The sequence below is a fragment of the Acinetobacter larvae genome (assembly GCF_001704115.1).
GTDB lineage: Bacteria > Pseudomonadota > Gammaproteobacteria > Pseudomonadales > Moraxellaceae > Acinetobacter > Acinetobacter larvae.
Window position 1 is genome coordinate 1,990,771 of record NZ_CP016895.1, and the last position, 23,436, is coordinate 2,014,206.

Consider the following 23,436-nt stretch of genomic DNA (forward strand, 5'->3'; position numbering starts at 1 on the left):
GTCGGTTTTAGTCTAACGGCTGAACTTCTTCAGCTTGAAAGCCTTTTTGACCTTGTACAACACTGAACTCTACGCGTTGACCATCACGAAGTGAACGATGACCGTCACCTAAGATAGCACGAAAGTGAACAAATACATCATCACCACCGCTGCGTTGAATAAAGCCAAAACCTTTTGTGTCATTAAACCATTTCACTACGCCTTGTTCGCGAGCTGTCATAAGTTAATCCTCAGTTATTTTAGATAAAGGGACCATCCGGTGTTGCAAACAGCAGAGCAAACAAGTGTTTAAAATATTTTTGTATTTCAAAGCTTGTAATCATTCTGTTAAAACTATCAACAAATTTCCCGGTTACATCCATTAAGTATTCGGTTTTTAAAACAATTCAAAAGATTATCCTAAAATCCAAGTACACATCGATGTTACCATGGGGTGCGTGCAAATAATAGAAATTTTTAAATAAATTTTTATTAAAAGTTTATTTAAGCTTACTTAAATATCATTACTCACTTTTTAGAACAGTCATTCGTGGTTTTTTCTGCATTGCCCCATCGCTCTCACGGGCTTTTGCGCTATACTATTGTGCTAATTAACACTGCAATTTTTTTTGATATAAGGTAGTATCATTTCTACATGTGTAATCCGATTCTCATCGATGCTTTAGGCAAACCCTGCCCAATGCCGTTATTGATGCTAAAGCGCGCACTTAAGTCTACAACGACCGCACAAAAATTTCTGTTAATGGCTTCAGACCCACACAGTGAAATCGATATTTTACGCTATTGTCAGGTACATCAATATCGTTGCCAAATGCATAAAATCTCTGCGTCTGAGTTTCATTACTTAATTGAATCTTAAAAAATTTCATTTAAACTCTTGCTTCTAAAATATGTATTTAAATTTACATTTCTCTACCCAATTTTGCTTACTAACCCACGTTAATCACATTAAGATGGATGCATTGCTAAAACAACGTGCTTCCGATAAGGAGAACTTATGAGTGACAGCCGCAATCAATTGATGCCCCTGTCCTTATCTGCGCCTGGTGTCAATCTTGGTGCTTACATCAGCACCATCAACCAAATCCCAATTCTTACAGCAGAGCAAGAAAAAGAACTTGCCGAACGTTATTTCTATGATCAGGATTTGGAAGCTGCAAAAATGTTGGTGATGTCTCATCTACGTTTTGTAGTACATATTGCACGTAGTTACGCAGGTTATGGGCTCCCACAAGGTGATCTCATTCAAGAAGGCAACCTCGGTCTCATGAAAGCTGTAAAACGCTTTGATCCAAGCATGGGTGTCCGTTTAGTTTCTTTTGCTGTACATTGGATCAAAGCTGAAATCCATGAATACGTTATTCGTAATTGGCGTATTGTTAAAATTGCGACAACCAAAGCCCAACGTAAATTATTTTTTAACTTACGTAGCCTAAAAAAGTCGAGTAAGAACTTAACACTCGAAGAAGCACAAGCGATTGCTGACGATCTCAATGTTACCCCCGAACAAGTACTTGAGATGGAAGGTCGGTTAACGGCTTATGATGCTGCTTTTGAAGCACAAGGTGATGATGACGAAGACAGCCACCATGTTGCACCAGCACTTTATCTTGAAGATAACCGTTATGACCCAGCTCGTTTAATTGAATCTGAAGATTATGAAGAACAAAGTACATCTGCATTGCATGATGCCATGCGCCAGTTGGATGATCGTTCACGCAATATTTTGCAACGCCGTTGGTTAGATGATGAAAAATCGACTCTCCACGAGCTCGCTGCTGAATATAATGTATCTGCCGAACGTATTCGCCAGCTCGAAAAAAATGCAATGGAAAAAATTAAAGTTGCTATGTCTTCCAATTAAATCTGATCTATCTGCTCATCACGCCAATGTAGTCCATGTGATGGGCATATTCTTTACTCTCCCACTCTTCCTTTCAAATTTAGCTCTACAACATTTAAAGTGTTGCATGAGTTTGCTTACCTAATAACTATACTGGTTATTTTTCATGTAGTAACACCTTCCTCACTGGCTTTTATCTTCTCGACTTACCTAAGTTATGGTATGGTAAAACCACTTCGCATGGGGATAAACCATCTATGTTCATCGTGATCGCAGCACTTAATTTAGCCTTAGCCGTAGCCCTTGGTGCATTTGGTGCACATGGCTTACAATCTTTTGCCAGCCCAGAACAAATTGCCTGGTGGAAAACAGCCACAGATTATTTCTTTTACCATGGTTTGGCATTATTTGGCTTAGCCATACTCCACAAAGTATCTCCCAATATACCCATTAAATTTAGTTTTATCAGTATTCAAATTGGTATTATTTTCTTCTGCGGTTCACTTTATCTTATGGGCGTGGGCGTGCCACGTTATTTTGGTGCGATTACACCAATCGGCGGTGCACTCATGATTTTAGGTTGGTTAAGCCTTGCTTGGAATGCTTTTAAAGCCTCTAAAGCCTAAAGCCATATTCAGATATATTAACTGTAATATTATTAACTGTAATATATAGCCAATATCTAATCGCTTATTTCTAATATCTCTATCAGGTTCGCTATGCAGATTTATTTAAATGGTGCCTTACAAACATGTGATGCCAATAACTTAAACCAGCTGATTCAGCAATTGGATTTAGAAGGTAAACGTTTTGCAGTGGAACTCAATCAAAATATTATTCCTAAAAGTCAGCTGCAGCAGACCGCTATTTCAGAACATGACCGTATAGAAATTATTCATGCCGTAGGTGGCGGCTAATATGGAGCTTTGCATGCAAGATACCCCTCTACAGATTGGTAGCCGTAGTTTTCAATCCCGTTTATTGGTCGGGACTGGAAAATATAAAGATCTTCAAGAAACCGAACAGGCTATTACAGCCAGTGCTGCAGAAATTGTCACAGTTGCTATACGGCGGGTAAATATTGGTCAGCATGCTGACCAGCCCAATTTACTGTCCGTCATCCCACCTGAAAAATACACGATTTTACCCAATACAGCCGGCTGCTTTGATGCAGAAAGTGCTGTACGCACTTGTATGCTTGCTCGAGAATTATTGGATGGGCATAACCTCGTCAAACTCGAAGTTTTAGGTGACGATAAAACCCTATACCCCAATGTTACTGAAACTTTAAAAGCCGCAAAACGGCTCATTGATGATGGTTTTGAAGTGATGGTTTATACCTCAGATGATCCGATTATTGCTTTAGAACTAGAGCAAATGGGTTGTGTTGCTGTTATGCCATTGGGAAGTTTAATCGGCTCAGGGCTTGGTATTTTAAACCCACATACACTGTCCATTATTAAAGAAAATGCCAAGGTGCCTATTTTGGTTGATGCTGGTGTAGGAACAGCAAGCGACGCCGCTATTGCCATGGAATTAGGTTGTGATGGTGTACTGATGAATACAGCCATTGCCGCAGCTCAAAACCCTATTCTCATGGCGAGTGCTATGCGTAAAGCCGTTGAAGCAGGACGTGAAGCGTATTTAGCGGGTCGTATGCCAACCAAACGCATGGCAAATGCCAGCTCACCAGAAACGGGGTATTTCTTTAAATAACTTTTGAAATACCATCCAGTCTATTTCATGCTTCAGCAGTTAAATTGTATTTCATAAAACAACCCCATAAGTTGTGTCCAACTTATGGGGTTTAGTTCAAATACAGGTTTTTTATATAAGGGGCTAAACTATACAGATCAATATATCATCTTAAAAACGTTGGGTAATACTGAATTTATAATCCCGACCTGTACCAGTCATTGCCTCGCCTAGATAAACGCTATAATCTCGATTAAATAAATTATCAATAGAGAAATTTAGTTGCGGCCCACGCCCACCAATAGGCGACCAATCTACAAATATACCATGTAGAGCATAACCTTTTGTTTTCGGCAAAGAATACGTCATTGCCGCCACTGAATCATCATCATCTCTTAAACTACGGCGCTGTGCATCAACAAAAATACCACGCCACCCCATTGTTATATGATGCTCAGGTACATTAACCCCCAATGTTGCTGTCGCTTTGCGTGGTGGAATACTGCTCATCCATGTTTTACGCCCTAACCATGGATTAACTGGCGATTGATCGCGTTGACCACGAATATAAGCATAGGTTAAACCTGCAAACCACATTGGCTGATTATAAAATACCTCTGCCTCATAAGCTTTAATGGTGTAGTCCTTAACATTTCTAAACCAACCATGATCATAATCACCCTGACAAACATCTATACCAGCATTACCACCATTGGCACGGTCTTCACCTTGAGCCTGGCAAAATGAAGATAAATTTTTGAAAATTTCATTTTTACCGCGATTATGATGATAAGTTAAACGAACTTGTAAGTGGTCATCATCACTCAGTAAGTCCTGAAAATTCATTTCATTCCCTAAGCGAATAGCCAACATCTTTTCTGGTTTTAAATAAAGGCTTGTGGCTGGCGCTGCGGCTTGACTATATTGAACAGCATATAACTCATCTAAACGCGGTGAGCGCCATGTTTGGCTAATATTTGCAAACCAACTGATATAATCTGCTTGTTGCCAAGCAAATGCCAAACGCGGTGACCAACCACTATAGGTCTTTGATGAATAATCATGCCCAACTGTTGGTACATTATATGCATTGGCAATATTTTCCTCGCCTTGATTTCGAATATGGTCATAACGTAATGATGGTGTAATCGTTACAGCACCAATTTGATATTGGTCTTCTACAAAAACACTCCACATATCTTGTTTGCCTTGCGGCATATAAGGTGGCTGATAATAACCATAATTATAATCTGCATTTTTTAACTTGCTTTTATCGAGCATAAAAGACTGTTGTTCCATACGTTGCAATTGCGCACCAACTTTTAATTTATGCAGACCATAATCTGTTGCCAAATCACTGGTATTGCTGATTTTAAACGTGGTATTTACATAATCAACCCAGCTTTCATTACCTAAATTTCCAGAAGAAAATGCACTCGCCGATTCAGGTCGTGTATCGTGTTGTTTGGTTTTAGAATAAGCAGCTGTCGCTTTTAAGTTTAAATAAGGATTTTGATCTGGATTAAACTCATATGAAACAGAATAACTACTATCCTCCTGATCACGGTAAACCAATTTACGCTTCCACGCTTCATCTAAACCATATTTTTCAATCTCGGCAGTCGTTGGGAAAGCATCCACATCTCGCATTGCAGCAAAAGGTTCCCAAGCCTTATGCCCACTTTGCATCGCATTAAACGAGATTTTATGTCCATCACTCGGATGAATATTAAATTTTGCCAAATATGTATCCTGCGTCTGTGCAGAATACATAAATTTACTACCATCTGGTCGTTTCACTTCCCCACTATCACGTTGGGTAAAATAAATCATAGCGTCAACGATACCACTGGGTGCTTTAGCATATACTGCGCCGGTATAGGTATTTTGACTGTTATTGCTAAAGCGAGAATATTTTAAGAATGCTCCGATCAAATGATCATCTATTAATAAATCTGTAGCATCTTTGGTTTCTAAAGCCACCTTACCACCAAAGCCACCATTGCCCACCTCGACATTATGTGGTCCTTTATCTACGGTAACGCGCTTTAAAATCTCAGGCTCAATAAATACAGACCCTTGGCGATATTTATCGAAACTCTTTAAAGAGTCATCCAAACTAATCGGCACATCTGCTGGACCTCCCATACCTAAAATATTAATGGTTTGTCCGCCAGGTCGAGGTGATCCCGCAGCCCCAACACCAGGCATGGTATCTAATAACTGCGCGACATTATTGGCTTGATAACGATCAATCGCTTTTTGATTGAGGACACTCTGCCCAAACTGAATCGTTTCATCATGATCAGCCTGCAAGTGAATGGTTGTCATCTCATAAATTTGGTTATCTGTACGTTGTTGCTTCTGACGTACAACTGGATCTAATTTAGATGCATCCTCAGTAGCAGAATATGCGGCGATTACTGTGGATTGATCTATTGGCGACTGTGCAAAAACATGGGGGCTTGCCCAGCTATGAGCAATTACCATCGCAATAGCAATACTCAGTTTTTTCGGTATAGGAGCGGAAGAATTTAAAATTACACGCATGTTTAAACCATAAAATTGATGATCAGCAACAGCCTGACTCGGCCATAAAGCATGATGCTGAAAATAATTGGGAGAGAATATGACATCATATGACCACATTATAAATCGCATTGGTACACTGTAAGACCAATCGCAATCCAGCTGTTTTGATTCAAATCACTTTTAATGATTGTTTAAAATAGAAACAAAAACATTGTGACCAAATTCAAATGTTATTAATTATCATTTTTATTTAATAGAATGTAAATATAAAACTGCATTTAAATATAACAGTCGTTATTCTGCGCCAAGGACTAGCGCAAAAAAATAACCTACTCGCCACAAGGACAATGCACCATAATGCTCTAATAAAAGTAGAGCACGATACGCTCGCTTAGCCATCACTCTTATCCGTGAGAATGTATAAGCTAAACGAGCGTGCAAGGATTAGAAACGTTGACTAATACTGAGTTTAAAATCTCGTCCTGTTCCTGTCATATATTCCCCTAAATACATTTTATAGTCTCGATTAAATAGATTATCGATGGAGAAGTTTAATGTAGGTCCGGTATCTCCATATGGCTGCCATTCAGTAAAAATACCATGTAAGGCATAACCTTTAGTTTTCGGAAGAGAATAAGTTCGTGCAGCGATTGCATCATCATCATCTCTTAAACTACGGCGTTGTGCATCGACAAAAATACCACGCCAGCCCATGGTTAAATGATGTTCAGGCACGGTAATACCTAATGTTGCAGTCGCTTTACGTGGTGGAATAGCAGTCATCCAAGTTTTATGCCCTAACCACGGGTTCACTGGAGATTGATCACGCTGCCCTCGTACATAAGCATAGGTTATCCCTGCAAACCACATCGGTTGATTATAAAAAAGCTCAGCTTCATATGCCTTAATGGTGTAGTCTTTTACATTACGATACCAACCGTGGTCATAATCTCCGCCACACACACTAATATTTCCTTTACCACCATTTTGTTTATCTATCACTTGTGCTTCACAAAATGTTGATAAGTTTTTAAAAATCTCATTCTTACCGCGATTATGATGATAGGTTAAACGTACTTGCAAATGATCTTCTTCTGCAAATAAATCTTGGAAATTCATTTCATTCCCCAAACGAATCGCCAACATTTTTTCAGGTTTTAAATATAAACTACTTGATGGTGCCGCCGCACGGTCATACTGTACCGAATAGAGTTCATCTATACGCGGTGAACGCCATGTTTGGCTAATATTGGCAAACCATGTTAAATACTGAGCTTGTTGCCATGATAAAGCTAAACGTGGCGACCATCCAGTATAGGTTTTTGATGAATAATCATGCCCGACCTCTGGTTTATTATAGGCATTGGCTAAATTCTCTTTTCCTTTATTGACGATATGGTCGTATCTTAGAGATGGCGTAATGGTGACTGAACCAATCTGATATTGATCTTCAATAAAACCACTCAACATGGTTTGTTGACCTTCTGGCATAAAGTATGGTTGATAATATCCATGGTTAAAGTCTGGATCATCAATTTTAGTATCTACAAAGTTTAAGGCTTGCTGATACATATTTTGATATTGCGCACCAACTTTTACTTTATGTGAACCATAGCGACTATCAATTTCACTGACGTTGCTTAACTTAATTGCTTTGTTGGTATATTCAATCCAACTTTGGCTACCTAATGTTCCAGCACTAATCACACCATGTTCTGTTCGAGTATCGTGCTGGTTGGTTTTGGAATAAGAAGCCACGGCTTTGAAATTAATATAAGGATTATTTGAGGGATTAAACTCATACCCCATAGAATAACTGCGATCATCCTGATCACGATAAACCAACTTACTCCGCCAAGCTTCGTCATATCCTAATTCATCAATTTCTTCTTGTGTCGGTGAGGTTAAATCGACATCACGCATTGCGGCAAAAGGCTCCCAGCTTTTATGACCACTTTGCATCGCGTTGATAAATATTTTGTGTCCCTCACTTGGACGGAAATTAAATTTTGCCATATAAGTATCCTGCTCTTGTTCAGAAAACAGGAACTTACTACCATCTGGTCGTTCGACATTACCGCTATCGCGTTTGGTAAAGTAAATTAGACCATCGATGATATTATTAGGAGCTTTAGCATATACAGCACCAGTATAAGTATTTTGGCTGTTATTGCTAAACCGAGAATATTTTAAGAAAGCCCCAATTAAACGGTCTTCTCTGAGTAAATCTTGTGCATCTTTAGTTTCTAGGGTTACTTTTCCACCAAAACCACCATTGCCCACTTCTACATTATGCGGACCTTTATCCACGGTAATTCGTTTTAAAATTTCCGGCTCCACAAATACTGAACCCTGACGATATTTATCAAAGCCCTTTAACGAATCATCCAATGTAATCGGTACATCTGCATGCCCTCCCATACCAAGAATATTAATGGTTTGCCCACCAGGTCGAGGTGAACCTGCCATACCGACTCCAGGCATGGTATCTAATAACTGCGCGACATTATTGGCTTGGAATCGATCAATTGCTTTTTGATTTAAAACACTTTGACCAAACTGAATGGTATCTTCGGTTTGAGCCTGCAAATAAATCGGTGTCATCTCATAAATCTGATTTTCCACACCACGTTTATGATTTTGCGTTGCCATGACTGACTGAGATGGCGTCATTTTAGGCTTAATGTTATCGATTGCCTTTGTTTCTAGATCGGTGGCACTTAATACAGGATTTTGTTGTGCAAAACTTTGTTGCCCGCCCATAAATCCCGTCATCAATAAAGCCATACATATACTTAAGGGTTTAGGTCGTGAATAAAAAAACTTGGATGACAGTTGCATGCTGAAAAACCGAATGAGTGTTATTTAAAACGCATAGCTTCGCTATTGCTGTTTATGCAATAAGCAATACGACATTAAATAAGACGTAGGAGAAAAGATTTATTACCACACCAATGTCGTCATAATCCATTTATAAGGACATTTCATTCTTAAGGTGCAGTAATATTACAAAGCGCGAAATCGCAAAGTCATATAATGACAACCTTGTAAATAATAGTAATTATTATTTTTATTTGCAGTTTTGTAAACCACTAAAAAGAACTTATTGTAATAAAATTAAATAAATAATTTAAAATCAATTGTTTATTTTTATGATTTTTCAATCAAAAAGTCGCATCATCTCTAGATGATACGACTTTTCGCTTAGTATCGGCTTTTTAATTAAATTAAACCTTCATCTCGCATAGCCATTTGTACAGAAGGTCGCTGTGCAACTTTATCTCTTAGCGCAGCAATATGTTTAAACGGTGCTAAATCATGCTGGATTAATTTCGACCAGTTCGTCAACACAAATAAATATGCATCAGCTGGACCAAAGTTATCATTCACCAAATAATCAAAATCACTATTTTCCAAATAGAGTTCAATATAATTTAAAATTTTATTAATCTCTGCATATGCAGCTGCTTTTTGTGTTTCATCTAACTGCGCTGTAAAAAATACCGCATATGCATCATGTAATTCGGAATTTAAATAGCCCAACCACTCTAAAACTTTGGCACGACCTAAGCCTGATGGTGGAATTAAATTTTGCTGTGGATCGTGTTGTGCCAAAAAAGGAAGTACTGCAACGTTTTCAGTCAAAACTAAACCAGGATTAATCTCTAGGGCTGGCACATAACCTTTGGCATTAATTTGATAAAAGTCTGTACCTTTTTCAGTAAGATGCGTTTTTAGATCAACACGCTCTAAATCAAAATCAACATTAATCTCATTGAGCAAAATATGTGCGGCTAATGAACATGCGCCAGGCGAATAATATAATTTCATCTTATTTCTCGATTATGACTTCTCTTTAGTTTTAAAACGCTTTGCGCCAGCATGCAAGTCTTGCATGCTTTATTCCGTATAAATTTCGATCATATAAAAAAGCAGTATTATGATCGCATCACAATACTGCTTTAGATTTAGACAAAAACACAAATCATGCTTTGGATTGTATGCTGTACCAGTATATTAAACCACATGCTTTTGAACTAAAATTGCACCAACAGAATACCCCGCACCAAATGAACACAAGACACCATATTCACCATCTGCTACCTCATGTTGGGTACGATGCAGCACAATCATCACACCCGCAGAAGATGTATTGGCAAATTCATCTAAGATAATAGGGACTAAATTTGGATCAGCATCAGCTTTTGCTTTGCCAACCACCAATTTAAGAATTAACTCATTCATACTGGCATTGGCTTGATGCAGCCAAAAACGTTTTACTTGGTCAGGCTGAATATTATTTTTTTCGAGCTGCTGAGCAATCATTTTTGCAACTAAAGGACAGACCTCTTTAAATACTTTACGACCATCTTGACGAAAATGTTTGTCATCTTTAACAGCATCTTCGCTACGATTTAAAAAGCCAAAGTTATTGCGAATATTATTAGAGAACTGGGTGTGAAGTGAAGTATCTACAATATCAAATCCTGTTTTTTGGTCGGTATTTTCAATAATAGATGCCGTCGCAACATCACCAAAAATAAAATGACAATCACGTGAGCGGAAATCATTATGTCCGGATGTAATTTCAACATTGACCAATAATACTGCTCGAGCACCCGATTGAATGGCATCACGTGCTTGTTTCAATCCAAAAGTCGCCGCAGAACACGCAACATTCATATCATAGGCATAACCTTGTATTCCCAAAGCCGTTTGAATCTCTATAGCGACCGCAGGATAAGCACGCTGCATATTTGAACATGCCAAAATAACCACATCGATATCTTCAGCCGTTACCCCAGCATTTGCCATGGCTTGTTTGGCAGCAATTACCCCCCACTCTGCTTGTAAAGATAATTCATCGTCTTCACGCTCACGTAAATATGGACGCATACGCGCTGGATCTAGAATACCTGTTTTTTCGACCACATAGCGGCGTTTAACCCCAGAGGCTTTTTCAATAAATTCAGCGCTAGAACCACGTAAAGCAGGAACTGTTTCCGCTGCAATGTCTTCAGCATGTGCTTGATTATACTGTTCCACATAAGCATTTAAACTCTCAACCAACTCTTCATTGGTAATCACATGCTCTGGATGATATAACCCTGTGCCAGTAATACGTATGCCCATGTAAAACTCCTTCTTAAAAAATTTAAATATAGATTTGCTTATATTCAACCAGAACACAAAGCAGAAATTAACGGATATTGAGTTGTTCCCACGCTTTTTGTAAACGGGTTACAGAGATCGGGATCTTGGTTTTCATGGGTTGGGCAAATAAAGAAATTCGAAACTCTTCAACCATAAAATATAATGCTTTTAACCGTTCATCATCCTGATGATCAAATAACCGATCCATCCATGGATCTACCTCTTTCATCGCAGCAATATCACGGTTTAGATTATGTGGCAAGCGCTCAAGTCGTGCTAAAACTGCTTTTAGATAACGCGGATATTCAACCCAAACATCATTAGAACAACGGTAAACATAATCTGCCAAATGCATTAAGTCGAGCTGATCTTCAATATCATCAATACTTTTAGCAAATACCGTTGAATCGAGTGAGGCAAGTTGCTGTCTTATTTGCTGCCATTGGGTGAAAATATTCGTCATGATCGCCAGTGCTTGCTGACCACAGCTTAAAAAATCGCGTTTTACTTGTTGTAAGACCTCTTCAAAATGTTTGGCATCTTGCGGCAAGCTCTTTAAGCTTAAACTTAAACTCGCATAAATCAACATTTGTTCTAATTTGCTTTTATCACCCAAAGGTGAATATGCCAAAGCCAAAGGCTTTGAAATTTGCTTTTTAAGCTGTCGGTTTAAATCGCCCAGTTGCAAATAAAGTAGGTGTATTACACCCAAACGCTGTTGTACTAAAGCTTGCTCAGCATCATTAAAATGCTGAATGACAACCCCAGCAGTCGATTTTATATCCAACGCTTGAAATGCTGTTACAGGCACCAGCGCTTGATATTGCTTAACCACTACACCAGATACTTTCTGTGCAGCTTCAAAAATAAAATCTTCTGGGAAAGTTTTAAACTCACCTTGCATTTTCTGTATGGGTCGATGTGTTTCTGTACGGCAACGCGCCATCAGTTCCGTTAAATCTCGCCCCTTGGCTATTATCCGACCTTTCTCATCTATAATCTGAATAAATGGAATAAGATAATTATCTACACGACTTAAATCAAAGTCTTCTGCTTTAATTTGTTCGGCACGAAGCTGAAAAGATAAATAGTTTAATATATGTTGTTGTAAATCTTTTTCGGTTAACTGCGCCATTAACTTGGCAGCAGTCTCAGGAATTGGCACTAAAGCACGGCGTTTTTCTTTACTCAAGGTTTTGAGTAAAGCTTCTATTAAGGCTTGGCGCCACCCCGGTATGCCCCATGACCAAATATTATCGTCGACTTGCGGCAGTGCGACCAATGGAATCTTCACGGTCGCACCATCTTGGTCATGACTCGGGTCAAAACGATAGCTCACTGCAAGACGTAGAGCACCATTCAAAATATAATCTGGAAACTGTTTCGTGGTAGCTGGGCGATCATTTTGCCATAGTGCTGCATCATCAACATAGAGATGGCGCGGTTGTTCGGCTTCGATTGTGGCACGCCAATCTTCAAAACTACGCCGACTCGCAATTTCTACCGGTACTTTTGCAGCATAAAACTCATAAATCGTTTGTTCATCTACCAATAAATCACGACGTCGTAATTTATCTTCGACCCTTTCAACTTCTGCTAACTTTTGTAAATTATGCTGTAAAAAACCTGGTTGAATACCCAAATGCCCAGTAGTTAATGCATCACGTAGGAAAATCTCATGCGCAACGCTCTGGTCTATTTTTTCATAATTACAAAGACGTTTCGCTTCAATAATCAAACCAAATAAAGAAATTTGATCATATGCATTGACCACACCATTTTTCTTCGACCAGTGTGGCTCGAAATAATGATGTTTTAATAAATCCGGTGCTGCCAATAAAATCCATTCTGGTTCAATTTTAGCAAGGGTTCTTAAATAAACTTGCGAGGTTTCCACCATTTCAAATGCCATAACCCAAGCAGCATTGGCTTTATGCAAGGTTGAAGCAGGAAAAATACGTGCTTTTTGCTGGCGAACTGCCATATAAACATTTTTTTCGTCTGTTTTATTGGCAATAAAAGACAAGAGACCTGTTAATAATGCACGGTGTAAATTTTCATAATCTGTAGTTTTCTCATTAAAGGATAATTTTAATGCTTGTGTCATATCCAGCAATTGCTCATAAGTTTTACGCCATTCTCGTAGGCGTAACCAACTAAGATAATGCTGACGCGCAAATTGACGGCGCTTATTTTCGGTAAAATTTTGTTTGGGGTCGTTTAAACTATCCCATAATTTTAAATAAAATAAAAAATCTGAATCAGGCTGTTTAAATAATGCATGCTTTTGATCGGCTTGTGCTTGTTTATCCGCAGGTCGTTCCCTTGGGTCCTGTACTGCCAACGCAGCTACAATGACCAATACCTCATTGAGTGCACCAAAATGTGAACCTCCAATCAGCATACGTGCGAGTCTAGGATCAATCGGCATCTTCGCCATCATGCGACCAATTTTGGTTAAACCTTTGGGTTTCTCCTGATAAGCCCCTAATTCTAAAAGTAACTTTTTACCATCATTGACCAAGCGATAATCTGGCGGATCAATAAAATCAAAGTTCTCAACCTCACCCAAGCCCAAATTCTGCATTTGCAAAATGACAGAAGCTAAATTGGTGCGTTTGATTTCTGGCTCTGTAAACTCTGGACGACCTAAAAAATCATCCTCACTATATAAACGAATACAAACACCTGCTGCAATACGCCCGCAGCGCCCTTTACGCTGGTTGGCTGCTGCTTGAGACACTGCCTCGATAGGTAGACGTTGTACCCGTGAACGATAGTTATAACGGGAAATTCGTGCAAATCCGCTATCAATCACATAGCGAATATTGGGAACAGTCAACGCTGTCTCAGCAACGTTGGTCGCAATAATAATTCTGCGCCCACCACCACTAGGGTTAAATATTTTTTGCTGTTCGGCCAACGCTAAGCGTGCATAAAGTGGTAAAATTTGCGTATGTCTTGGTCCGTATTTCTGTAAAGCTTCTTGTAGTTCACGAATTTCTTGTTCTGTGCTGGCAAAAATTAGAATATCTGCATATTCGGCATGCCCTTTGGCTTGTGCATCCTGATAACATTCTTCAACTGCTTGTACCACAGCACGTGGTAAATTTTCTTCAAAATCATCAAAGTCATCATCATCACTCCCCACAATATTCATTTCTGATACAGGGCGATAACGCACTTCAACTGGATAGCTTCGCCCTTCGACTTCAAAGATAGGGGCTTGGTTAAAATACCGGCTAAAACGCTCAACATCTAAGGTTGCTGAGGTGATAATCACTTTTAAATCGGGGCGTTTGGCGAGTAATTGCTTTAAGTACCCCATAATGAAGTCAATATTCAGCGAACGTTCATGTGCTTCATCGACAATAATCGTGTCATATTTTTGTAGATAACGATCATGTGCTAATTCAGCCAGCAAAATACCATCGGTCATCAAGCGGACGATTGAATGTGTTGAACTCTGTTCATTAAAACGCACTTTATAACTGATCGCTGCACCGAGTTTTTGTCCAACCTCCTGTGCAATTCGTTCAGATACACTACGTGCAGCTAAGCGGCGTGGCTGGGTATGGCCAATCATGCCAGTCAATCCACGACCTGCCAACATTGCAATTTGTGGGAGTTGAGTGGTTTTACCTGAACCCGTTTCCCCAGCCACAATAATCACTTGATGCTGTTGAATGGCTGCAATCAGGCGATCTGCATATTGACTCACAGGAAGATCTTGATTGAGGCGAATCTGCGGCAAAGCTGCCAAGCGTTGTCGTACCTGTTGATTCGATTTTTCAAACAGTGCTTGCCATAGTTTAGGATTGGCTTCTTTACCTTTACGAAGTCGATTTAAACGATGACGGTCACGTGCAAGTACCAATTGATCGACATTTAAATCTATACGCACAGCCATAAAACCCTAAAAACCCACAAATGAACCGCGTATTTTACGCTTAAAATCATAATTGCGATAGCTACAATTGCTGAGCAAAATCTCAATATTTGTACTAAAGATCACGCTTGCAAAAGCTTTATTCTTTTATGCAAAAAAAATAGCCCACAAAAATAGTGAGCTATTTTAATGCAACATCACACCAATTTAGTGCAATATCGCCAATATCAACAATTTTATAAGCTGTAATACATATCGAATTCTACTGGGTGTGTCGTAGTATTTAAACGACGAACTTCTTCAGTTTTTAATTCAATATACGCATTTAGCATTTCTTCCGTAAATACGCCGCCTTTTAATAAGAACTCATGATCCTCAGCAAGTGCTTCCAATGCCATATCTAAGCTATGTGCCACAGTTGGGATTTTAGCTTCTTCTTCTGGCGGTAAGTCATATAAGTTCTTATCTGCTGCTTCACCTGGATGAATTTTGTTTTGAATACCATCAAGCCCTGCCATTAATAAAGCAGCAAAAGCTAAATATGGGTTCGCCATTGGATCAGGGAAACGTGCTTCGATACGTTTACCTTTGGGGCTGGAAACATAAGGAATACGGATTGAAGCGGAACGGTTACGTGCAGAATAGGCCAACATAATCGGTGCTTCAAAATGTGGCACAAGGCGTTTATAAGAGTTTGTTGATGGATTGGTAATCGCATTCAAAGCGCGTGCATGTTTAATCACACCACCGATGAAATACAATGCTGTTTCTGAAAGACCGGCATATTCATCACCAGCAAATAAGTTTTTACCATCTTTAGAAATAGAAACGTGAACATGCATACCAGAACCATTATCACCCACCATAGGTTTAGGCATAAAGGTTGCTGTTTTGGCATACTGATGTGCCACATTCCATACTGCATACTTAAACTGTTGAACTTCATCAGCTTTACGTACCAAGGTATTGAAGCTCACACCGATTTCTAACTGGCAAGAAGCAACTTCATGATGATGTACTTCAACACGACCAGGTCCCATAATTTCTTCAATTTTGGCACACATTTCTGCGCGCATATCTTGTGAAGAATCAACTGGTGGGACTGGGAAGTATCCACCTTTTACGCGTGGGCGGTGACCCGAGTTACCCGCTTCGTAATCTTTACCAGTAGACCATGCTGCTTCTTCAGCGATGAGGGTATGACGTGCACCAGACATGTCAATATCCCATTTTACTTCATCAAAAACAAAGAATTCTGGCTCTGGACCGAAATAAGCCGTATCGCCGATACCTGTTGCTTTGAGATACTCTTCAGCACGACGGGCAATAGAACGTGGATCACGTTCATAGCCTTGACCTGTTGAAGGCTCGATTACATCACAGGTTACAACGACGGTAGGTTCTGCAAAGAATGGGTCGATAAAACCTGTTTCAGCATCTGGACGCAAAATCATGTCAGAAGCTTCGATGCCTTTCCAACCTGCGATAGAAGAACCATCAAACATTTTACCGTCTTCAAAAGTATCTTCATCCACAGAGTCAGCAGGATAAGTCACATGCTGCTCTTTCCCTTTGGTATCTGTAAAGCGAAAATCGACCCATTTTGCGCCACTTTCTTGTATGAGTTGAAGGACCTTGTTCGCCATGCTCATTTTGCTCCAGTGAATTATTACTTGCACTTATCAAGTGCGTTTGTGTAGTTGATCATGACTAAGCAATTCCCGTACCAACTTAACAGTAAAACGTTAAAATCATGAATCGCTTATGAGATCACTGATCAATATCTGTTTTGCTATGGCACATTATACTGGCTGCTCATACAAATGCACCATGTTCACCCATGCTTGTTCCGAATTGATCAAAAACTTTTTTTATTTGTACTAAAATAGTGCAATATCTATCTTTAAATCAAAAAGCATAGAACAAACACATGATGCTTATATAAATTTTTTTAAAAAATTGAATTTGCTATTTAGTTCTGATAACGAGTTTAAATTCGATCCATCGCATGACCAACATGTAAGGCATTTCGCGATAAACCCGAAACTTCATTGAGCCCCACAATTTAAATAGCAAGTAAGTTGACCTGATCCACTTGTACATCGCTCATGCGGCTACCCCGATTGAGCAATTGGTCAAAATATGCTTCCACAACAGCAGCTTGTGTTGCGGTACTCTCAACTTGATACATATTTTGTCGAAACTCATTACTGGCATATAAACCTTTGGTGTACCAAGCAATATGTTTACGTGCGATACGACAACCTGAATATTCACCATAAAACTGATACAATTCACTTAAATGCTCAATAAGCACCTGTTTAACTTCTAATATTTCTGGTGCAGCCAGATGCTGTCCTGTTCGTAAAAAATGTGCAATCTCCCGAAAAATCCATGGTCGACCTTGCGCAGCGCGACCAATCATAATGGCATCTGCACCGGTGTAATCCATCACATATTGAGCTTTTTCAGGACTATCAATATCTCCATTGGCAATCACCGGAATTTGAATACTGGATTTGACCTGTTTAATTAATTCATAACGTGCAGTATTAAGATACATATCTTCACGTGTACGCCCATGCAATACCAATGCGGCAATACCGGACTTTTCTGCTTGATCTGCAATACGCATAATATTTTCTTGACCGTTTAGAAAACCTAAACGTGTTTTAAGGGTTACAGGAACATCAACTGCAGCAACAACAGCATCTAATATTCGAGCAACTAGGTCTTCGTCTTGTAATAACGCAGAACCAGCCAGTTTATTGCACACTTTTTTGGCAGGACACCCCATATTAATGTCTACAATCTGTGCACCGTTAGCCACTTGATATCGGGCCGCCTCTGCCAATTCAGCAGGATCTGAACCAGCAATTTGAGCAGAAATGGGAGCAATTTCACCATCAAAATTAGCGCGATATAAACTTTTCTTACTCATGCGTAGCGTTTTATCTGCCGTCATCATTTCACTAACAGCATGACCTGCACCAAAATATTTACATAATGTTCGAAATGGTCGATCCGTTACCCCTGCCATCGGAGCAACCCAAATCTTCTGATCCATTGGTTTATCGAACAATGCAGTAATTACTTTGTTTTTGCTCAATTTATTGAACCTCATTTGTTTCGTTTAATGCCATGTTATTGACTTATTTTACGCTTTGGTTACGCCATATTTGCACCATAATAAAGATATGGCGTAAATTCATAGGTACAATTGCTGAACGCATCACAATGGTAAAACACAGTATAGAGCACAGATACGAATAAACCGTAAAGGCTTACCAATATTCATTCATACAAGAACTTTTGCCAAAGAAGCCAGCCCAAGAATGGATCAAGCGGATTAAGGCGGAGATACTGATTAACCCCGCTATTCTAAATCCTGAACAAGCATCTGTGTCAAAAACTTTAGAACAATTTATTCATCATTATTATTTAGATGAAGTCTGATCAACAATATCAACGTCATCTTTCAACTTTAGAGATCAATCTAATGGTTAAGCCCCTACTGGCTAGTCGCGCTCCAGAGAGTCAAAACCAGTTGCAAGTTATTAAGAAAACACGGAAGACTACTAGAGCTAACACCTAATAGTGAATTATTACTAAGTCACGCCAAAAATATATTAGTTATTAATAATACGGTTATTTTAAAATTTAAACAAAATCAAGAAAGTGGAATCATTCGATTTGGTCTGCAGGAAGATTTTGCTGAAGGCACATAGGACATTTCTATTTAGTTTAAAGGCGGTCATTTCTACTTGGGAATAACAGAAGTTGTAGTAATTCAGCCCTAGTAATTCAAAGTTATCTGATGATACTCGATTACAGTGCTTAGGGGCTAAAAACTGGCTATTTTCAGGATCATTTCGTAGCGGGCAACGTGCTGCCAATATCATGACCTTGATTCAATCAGCCAAACTCAACGGTCTAGGTATGCTTATCTGAGTGATGTACTCAAACGTCTGCCAACACATAAAATGAAAAATATCGAAGAATTACTACCGCATAACTGGCAAGCCTTAGAAAATCAATAGGGCTTGAGCAGATGCTTACATTACTGTGCTCTCATCCGAGTTGGATCAGAGCTGACGTCCAGATACCAGACACGCACATTTAAATGCACAATGTCTTTTAATCCTGAGCTTATGACAAAACCTAAGACAAAAGTAAACTGCAAAATTAAATGAATATTCAATAATAAATTTGAGTGAAATTACAAAAAAACCAGAGTCATCCTATAACCCTGCTATCGCATCGATTGAACATCAGCATGATTTGCCGCTACAACGCAATTCTAGACATGAATTTTAAAGCATATTTATATATTTCAAAAAGTTATATTCACTTACATCGAAAGTCTCAACAAAACCGATCAATCAGCTGAACAATGCTATAGGTGATTATCTACACGATAAGCATCAGATAGACCTTAAATAAGCAAAAAACTCACTATAAATTTAAATGAAATTTCCAATTTATTCAGTCTGCTCACCACAGTACAAGATGACCAAACAATCCCCTCTTCATTCGTGCTTAAACCGCAAAGTGATCACATGAACGCTTCCAACAAAAGTAATAAACAAAAAAAAGCCAATGACTGACGTCATTGGCTTGAATACGAAACTGATAACTCAGTCACGATCCCACATTTTAACGATTGTTTTCGTCGTCTTGTGTGTCTTCGAATTTACCTTCATTGTCAAAGCTAGGCGCTGCAGGTTGACCACCGAAACCACCTTGGTTGCCGAAGCCACCTTGGTTGCCGAAGCCACCTTGACCACCGAAGCCGCCTTGACCACCAAAACCGCTTTGACCACCGAAGCCACCTTGACCACCGAAGCCACCTTGACCGCCGAAGCCACCTTGACCACCGAAACCGCCTTGACCACCGAAGCCGCCTTGACCACCGAAGCCACCAGCAGATTGTGCGCCACCCGCAGGTGCACCAACTGGGCGAGGATTACGTGCAGGAACGACTGTAGAAATTGCATGCTTGTATACCATTTGACTAACGGTATTTTTTAATAACACAACGTATTGGTCAAATGATTCAATGTGACCTTGCAATTTAATCCCGTTTACCAAAAAAATAGAAACTGGAATGCGTTCTTTACGGAGAGAATTTAAGAACGGATCTTGTAAAGTTTGACCTTTAGACATTTAATACTCCAAAAATATAAAAAATCAGCGCAAAAACTATCTTTATTTTTCAATTAAAATTTATAAAAATTTATAAATAAGATAGTCAGTAAATTTTGCTTTATCCGTATAAGTTTCGCAAGTCTTCTCGCGCATGGTTTATTGTTAAATAAACAGTAAAATTATGCTGTTCTTGCAATGAACGTAACCAAGTGTATTGACGTTTGGCTAATTGTCGTGTCGCAAACAACGCCTTATCCTCCATAATACACAAATTTTCGTGACTTCTATCACTATTTTTTAAAAAATCTATCGCCTGCCTATACCCAACAGAGCGTGCAGCGGGTAAATTTTCTGGTAAATCGTATTTTTCCATAATAAATTCGACCTCACGCAAAAAACCGATATCCCACATTTTTTTTAATCGTTGTTCAATTCTTTGATGTAATTCTGCGCGATCAGGCATTAAAGCATAATTTTTAAAATGATAACGGTAATCTTGTTGCTTGGGCTGCTCGGCTTGTAACTGCGTAATGGGGCGTCCTGTCATGCGATACACTTCTAGGGCACGAATAATTCTTTGTTTATCACTTACTTTAAATTTTTCACCAGCTTTAGGATCAACGCGCTGTAATTCTGCATGTACCGCTTCCCATCCCTGTTGCGCTGCCATCTGCTCGATTTCCGCACGAATTTCAGCATCAGCCGCCGGCAGATGATCTGATAATCCTTCTAGCAGTGCCTTGAAATACAACATTGTACCACCGACTAAAATCGGTGTTTTACCTTGCAGATGAATTTGATCGATCAAGCGACAAGCATCGCTGACAAACTCAGCAGCTGAGTAGCTTTGTAAAGGTGTAATAATATCAATTAAATGATGTGGATACTGTTCTTGCTCTGCCTTGGTTGGCTTGGCTGTTCCAATATCCATATCCTGATAAACCAAGGCAGAATCCACAGAGATCAATTCAAAATTACCACGTTCATATAATTCACAAGCCAACGCTGTTTTGCCACTCGCCGTTGGACCCATCAAATTAATCACGTTCATATGGTTGACCAGCACGCCTTATTCCCCTCGCGCAAAAAGTTTATCGAGTTGTGACAATGGAAATGCTCGCCAAGTTGGTCTGCCATGATTACACTGGCTCGCAAATTCAGTCTGTTCCATTTGTCGTAGTAACGCATTCATTTCAGATAGACTTAGCATACGATGCGCTCGAATCGCACCATGGCAGGCCATGCCAGCTAAAATTTGGTCTCGTTTCTGCTGCAATAACAAGGCTTGATCATTCGGATCCAAGTCATTTAATAACTCGGCCAGCAACGCTGCATAATCAGCCTTTAATAAAATCGCAGGAACCCCTCGTACAATGACTTGCTCATCACCATACTGATCGATATCTAAGCCTAAACGCTGTAATTGTGGTTGTAGCTCCTCAATCCGTGTAGCCTGCATACGGGTAATACTAATCACCTTGGGAATCAAAAGTTGTTGTGAAACCCAAAATTCTGGCTTATCCCAAGCTGCTTTCATTTGTTGCAATACAATACGCTCATGTGCAGCATGCATATCGACAATGATTAAGCCTTCGCTATTTTGTGCTAAGACATAGATTCCATGCAGCTGAGCGATCGCCACCCCAAGCGGGTACTCATCCACAGCAGACTTGATCGTGGTATCCAACACCGCCGTTGCCTCGACCTGATCCGTTTCTGTTACCGGAACAGCCGCAACATCACGTAACGGCGCCAAGTAGTTCTCAATCGCCTGTTGGCTCACTGTAGCAGTACTGGGTCCTTGTGAGCGACTTTGCGCAGGGCGGGAAGTATAATCGACTCCCTGCGGCGTTGCTTGACTAAAATCAGTTAAAACGTTTAAGTTCTGCGCATTCGTAGCTGTATCGGGCATAGATTGCGATGAGCTAGGCGTTTCTATGCTATCTGCCGTGGTATCACGATGTAAACTAAATTGTTCCTGATAGCGTGGTTGTGCGATCTGAGCCGGTTGATCTGTTTGTTTCATTGCAGCCGCTAAATCAGTGCTGGCGGTTTGAAACTGCGCCAAGGTGTCTTTGGCAAAATGACGGACAAACTCATGCACTTCACGTTGGTTAATAAAGCGAATCTCATGTTTGGTCGGATGCACATTGACATCAATATTTTCAGGATCAATTTCTAAGAATAATAAATACGCTGCATATTGATGACCATGTAAAATTCCGTCATATGCCATACGTAAGGCATGTGCAATGGTCTTATCTTTGACGATGCGCCCATTGACATAGACATATTGTAAATCGGCTTGTGAACGTGCATCGGAGGGATGTCCTAACCAACCAGAGATACGCATACTGATACTGTCCGCGTCGATCCAGTAAGCGTTTTCGGTAAATTTTTTGCCTAACAACTGCTCAACACGTTGAAAACGTAAAGTCCCGCTATCCGCAATGGGTAAATTTAAACGTATATTTTGGTTATGCTCCAAAATAAAATGAATATCAAAATGCGTCAGCGCCATACGACGTACAATTTCTTCGATATGCCCAAACTCTGTGGCTGGTTTTTTGAGGAATTTACGCCGTGCAGGTACATTAAAAAATAAGTCTTGTACCCGAATATGTGTACCTTTCGGCATAGCTTGTGCTTGAATTTCTTGATGATCATAAGCCGTACCATTGACTTCGAGCTGATAACCAATACCAGAGTCATCTTGACTACTACAGATGGTCAAACGAGAAACTGCTGCAATTGATGCCAGTGCTTCACCACGAAAGCCTAAACTGACAATGGCATGTAAATCATCGGCTGTTTGAATCTTACTGGTCGCATGTCGTGTCACAGCCAAGGGCAAATCTTCTGCATGAATGCCGCGCCCATTGTCAATGATTTCAATCAGTGTGCTACCACCTTGTTCAACACGGATGGTCAATTCGGTTGCACCAGCATCAATGGCATTTTCAAGTAATTCTTTGACCACTGAGCTAGGTCGTTCAATCACTTCACCTGCTGCAATCTGGTTTGCCAATGCTGGATTTAAATGATGAATACGCTTATAACGCACTTGATCTTCGCTCATAGTACTCTCATGACTGATGGATAATGTTGTAGTTAAATTCTTACTTCTGCTGGTGCTTATGTGGGTGAATCACATCAGGATATCGATATAAAAGTA

Annotated in this window: 16 protein-coding genes and 1 pseudogene; 6 read left to right on the plus strand and 11 right to left on the minus strand. The window is 39.7% G+C overall.

From position 1 onward, the window contains the following. Window positions 1-7 precede the first annotated feature (7 nt). Entirely contained in the window at window positions 8-220 is a 213-nt protein-coding gene (locus BFG52_RS09075; RefSeq protein ID WP_067555000.1) for a cold-shock protein, read from the minus strand. A gap of 414 nt (window positions 221-634) precedes the next feature. On the opposite strand from BFG52_RS09075, the gene BFG52_RS09080 reads away from it, so the two are divergent. From BFG52_RS09080 to BFG52_RS09100, 5 genes are all read left to right on the plus strand, one after another. Further along, a complete protein-coding gene (locus BFG52_RS09080; protein ID WP_067555004.1) occupies window positions 635-859 on the plus strand; it encodes a sulfurtransferase TusA family protein in 225 nt (74 codons plus the stop codon). A gap of 138 nt (window positions 860-997) precedes the next feature. Then, window positions 998-1,864, plus strand: coding sequence for an RNA polymerase sigma factor RpoH (gene rpoH / locus BFG52_RS09085; protein WP_067555007.1), 867 nt, complete (start codon window positions 998-1,000; stop codon window positions 1,862-1,864). A gap of 236 nt (window positions 1,865-2,100) precedes the next feature. After that, entirely contained in the window at window positions 2,101-2,469 is a 369-nt protein-coding gene (locus tag BFG52_RS09090; RefSeq protein ID WP_067555010.1) for a DUF423 domain-containing protein, read from the plus strand. Between the two features lie 93 nt (window positions 2,470-2,562). Further along, window positions 2,563-2,760 (plus strand): sulfur carrier protein ThiS, encoded by a 198-nt coding sequence (gene thiS, locus BFG52_RS09095; protein WP_067555013.1) that lies wholly within the window; start codon window positions 2,563-2,565, stop codon window positions 2,758-2,760. A gap of 13 nt (window positions 2,761-2,773) precedes the next feature. Further along, on the plus strand, window positions 2,774-3,559 hold the full coding sequence (locus BFG52_RS09100) for a thiazole synthase (RefSeq protein ID WP_067555016.1): 786 nt from the start codon (window positions 2,774-2,776) through the stop codon (window positions 3,557-3,559). A gap of 150 nt (window positions 3,560-3,709) precedes the next feature. Here the strand turns inward: BFG52_RS09100 and BFG52_RS09105 are convergent, their stop codons facing one another. The 7 genes from BFG52_RS09105 to dusB all read right to left on the minus strand — a co-directional run bounded on the left by BFG52_RS09105 (window position 3,710) and on the right by dusB (window position 18,180). Beyond that, window positions 3,710-6,028, minus strand: coding sequence for a TonB-dependent hemoglobin/transferrin/lactoferrin family receptor (locus BFG52_RS09105; protein ID WP_407639248.1), 2,319 nt, complete (start codon window positions 6,026-6,028; stop codon window positions 3,710-3,712). A 486-nt stretch (window positions 6,029-6,514) separates the two neighbouring features. After that, entirely contained in the window at window positions 6,515-8,833 is a 2,319-nt protein-coding gene (locus tag BFG52_RS09110; RefSeq protein WP_407639249.1) for a TonB-dependent hemoglobin/transferrin/lactoferrin family receptor, read from the minus strand. Window positions 8,834-9,292: 459 nt separating this feature from the next. After that, complete coding sequence (locus BFG52_RS09115; RefSeq protein WP_067555022.1) at window positions 9,293-9,901, minus strand: glutathione S-transferase family protein; 609 nt, start codon at window positions 9,899-9,901, stop codon at window positions 9,293-9,295. Window positions 9,902-10,087: 186 nt separating this feature from the next. Then, on the minus strand, window positions 10,088-11,203 hold the full coding sequence (locus BFG52_RS09120) for a beta-ketoacyl-ACP synthase III (RefSeq protein WP_067555025.1): 1,116 nt from the start codon (window positions 11,201-11,203) through the stop codon (window positions 10,088-10,090). 67 nt (window positions 11,204-11,270) lie between these two features. Next, on the minus strand, window positions 11,271-15,128 hold the full coding sequence (gene hrpA, locus BFG52_RS09125; protein WP_067559383.1) for an ATP-dependent RNA helicase HrpA: 3,858 nt from the start codon (window positions 15,126-15,128) through the stop codon (window positions 11,271-11,273). A 221-nt stretch (window positions 15,129-15,349) separates the two neighbouring features. Then, window positions 15,350-16,765: a type I glutamate--ammonia ligase gene (glnA, locus tag BFG52_RS09130; protein WP_171257344.1), complete on the minus strand. Its 1,416-nt coding sequence runs from the start codon at window positions 16,763-16,765 to the stop codon at window positions 15,350-15,352. A 413-nt stretch (window positions 16,766-17,178) separates the two neighbouring features. After that, window positions 17,179-18,180 carry a tRNA dihydrouridine synthase DusB gene (dusB, locus tag BFG52_RS09135; RefSeq protein ID WP_169817566.1) on the minus strand — a complete coding sequence of 334 codons (1,002 nt, stop codon included), beginning with the start codon at window positions 18,178-18,180 and terminating at the stop codon, window positions 17,179-17,181. A 764-nt stretch (window positions 18,181-18,944) separates the two neighbouring features. Here dusB and BFG52_RS16635 point away from each other — a divergent pair. Beyond that, window positions 18,945-19,153, plus strand: a pseudogene (locus tag BFG52_RS16635) (transposase domain-containing protein); the annotation flags it as partial. A 616-nt stretch (window positions 19,154-19,769) separates the two neighbouring features. On the opposite strand, the gene hfq reads toward BFG52_RS16635, so the two are convergent. The 3 genes from hfq to mutL form a co-directional block, all read right to left on the minus strand. Beyond that, on the minus strand, window positions 19,770-20,279 hold the full coding sequence (hfq, locus tag BFG52_RS09140; protein ID WP_067555031.1) for an RNA chaperone Hfq: 510 nt from the start codon (window positions 20,277-20,279) through the stop codon (window positions 19,770-19,772). A 100-nt stretch (window positions 20,280-20,379) separates the two neighbouring features. Further along, a complete protein-coding gene (gene miaA / locus BFG52_RS09145; protein ID WP_407639197.1) occupies window positions 20,380-21,312 on the minus strand; it encodes a tRNA (adenosine(37)-N6)-dimethylallyltransferase MiaA in 933 nt (310 codons plus the stop codon). 18 nt (window positions 21,313-21,330) lie between these two features. After that, window positions 21,331-23,340 carry a DNA mismatch repair endonuclease MutL gene (mutL, locus tag BFG52_RS09150; RefSeq protein WP_067555035.1) on the minus strand — a complete coding sequence of 670 codons (2,010 nt, stop codon included), beginning with the start codon at window positions 23,338-23,340 and terminating at the stop codon, window positions 21,331-21,333. Window positions 23,341-23,436 lie beyond the last annotated feature (96 nt).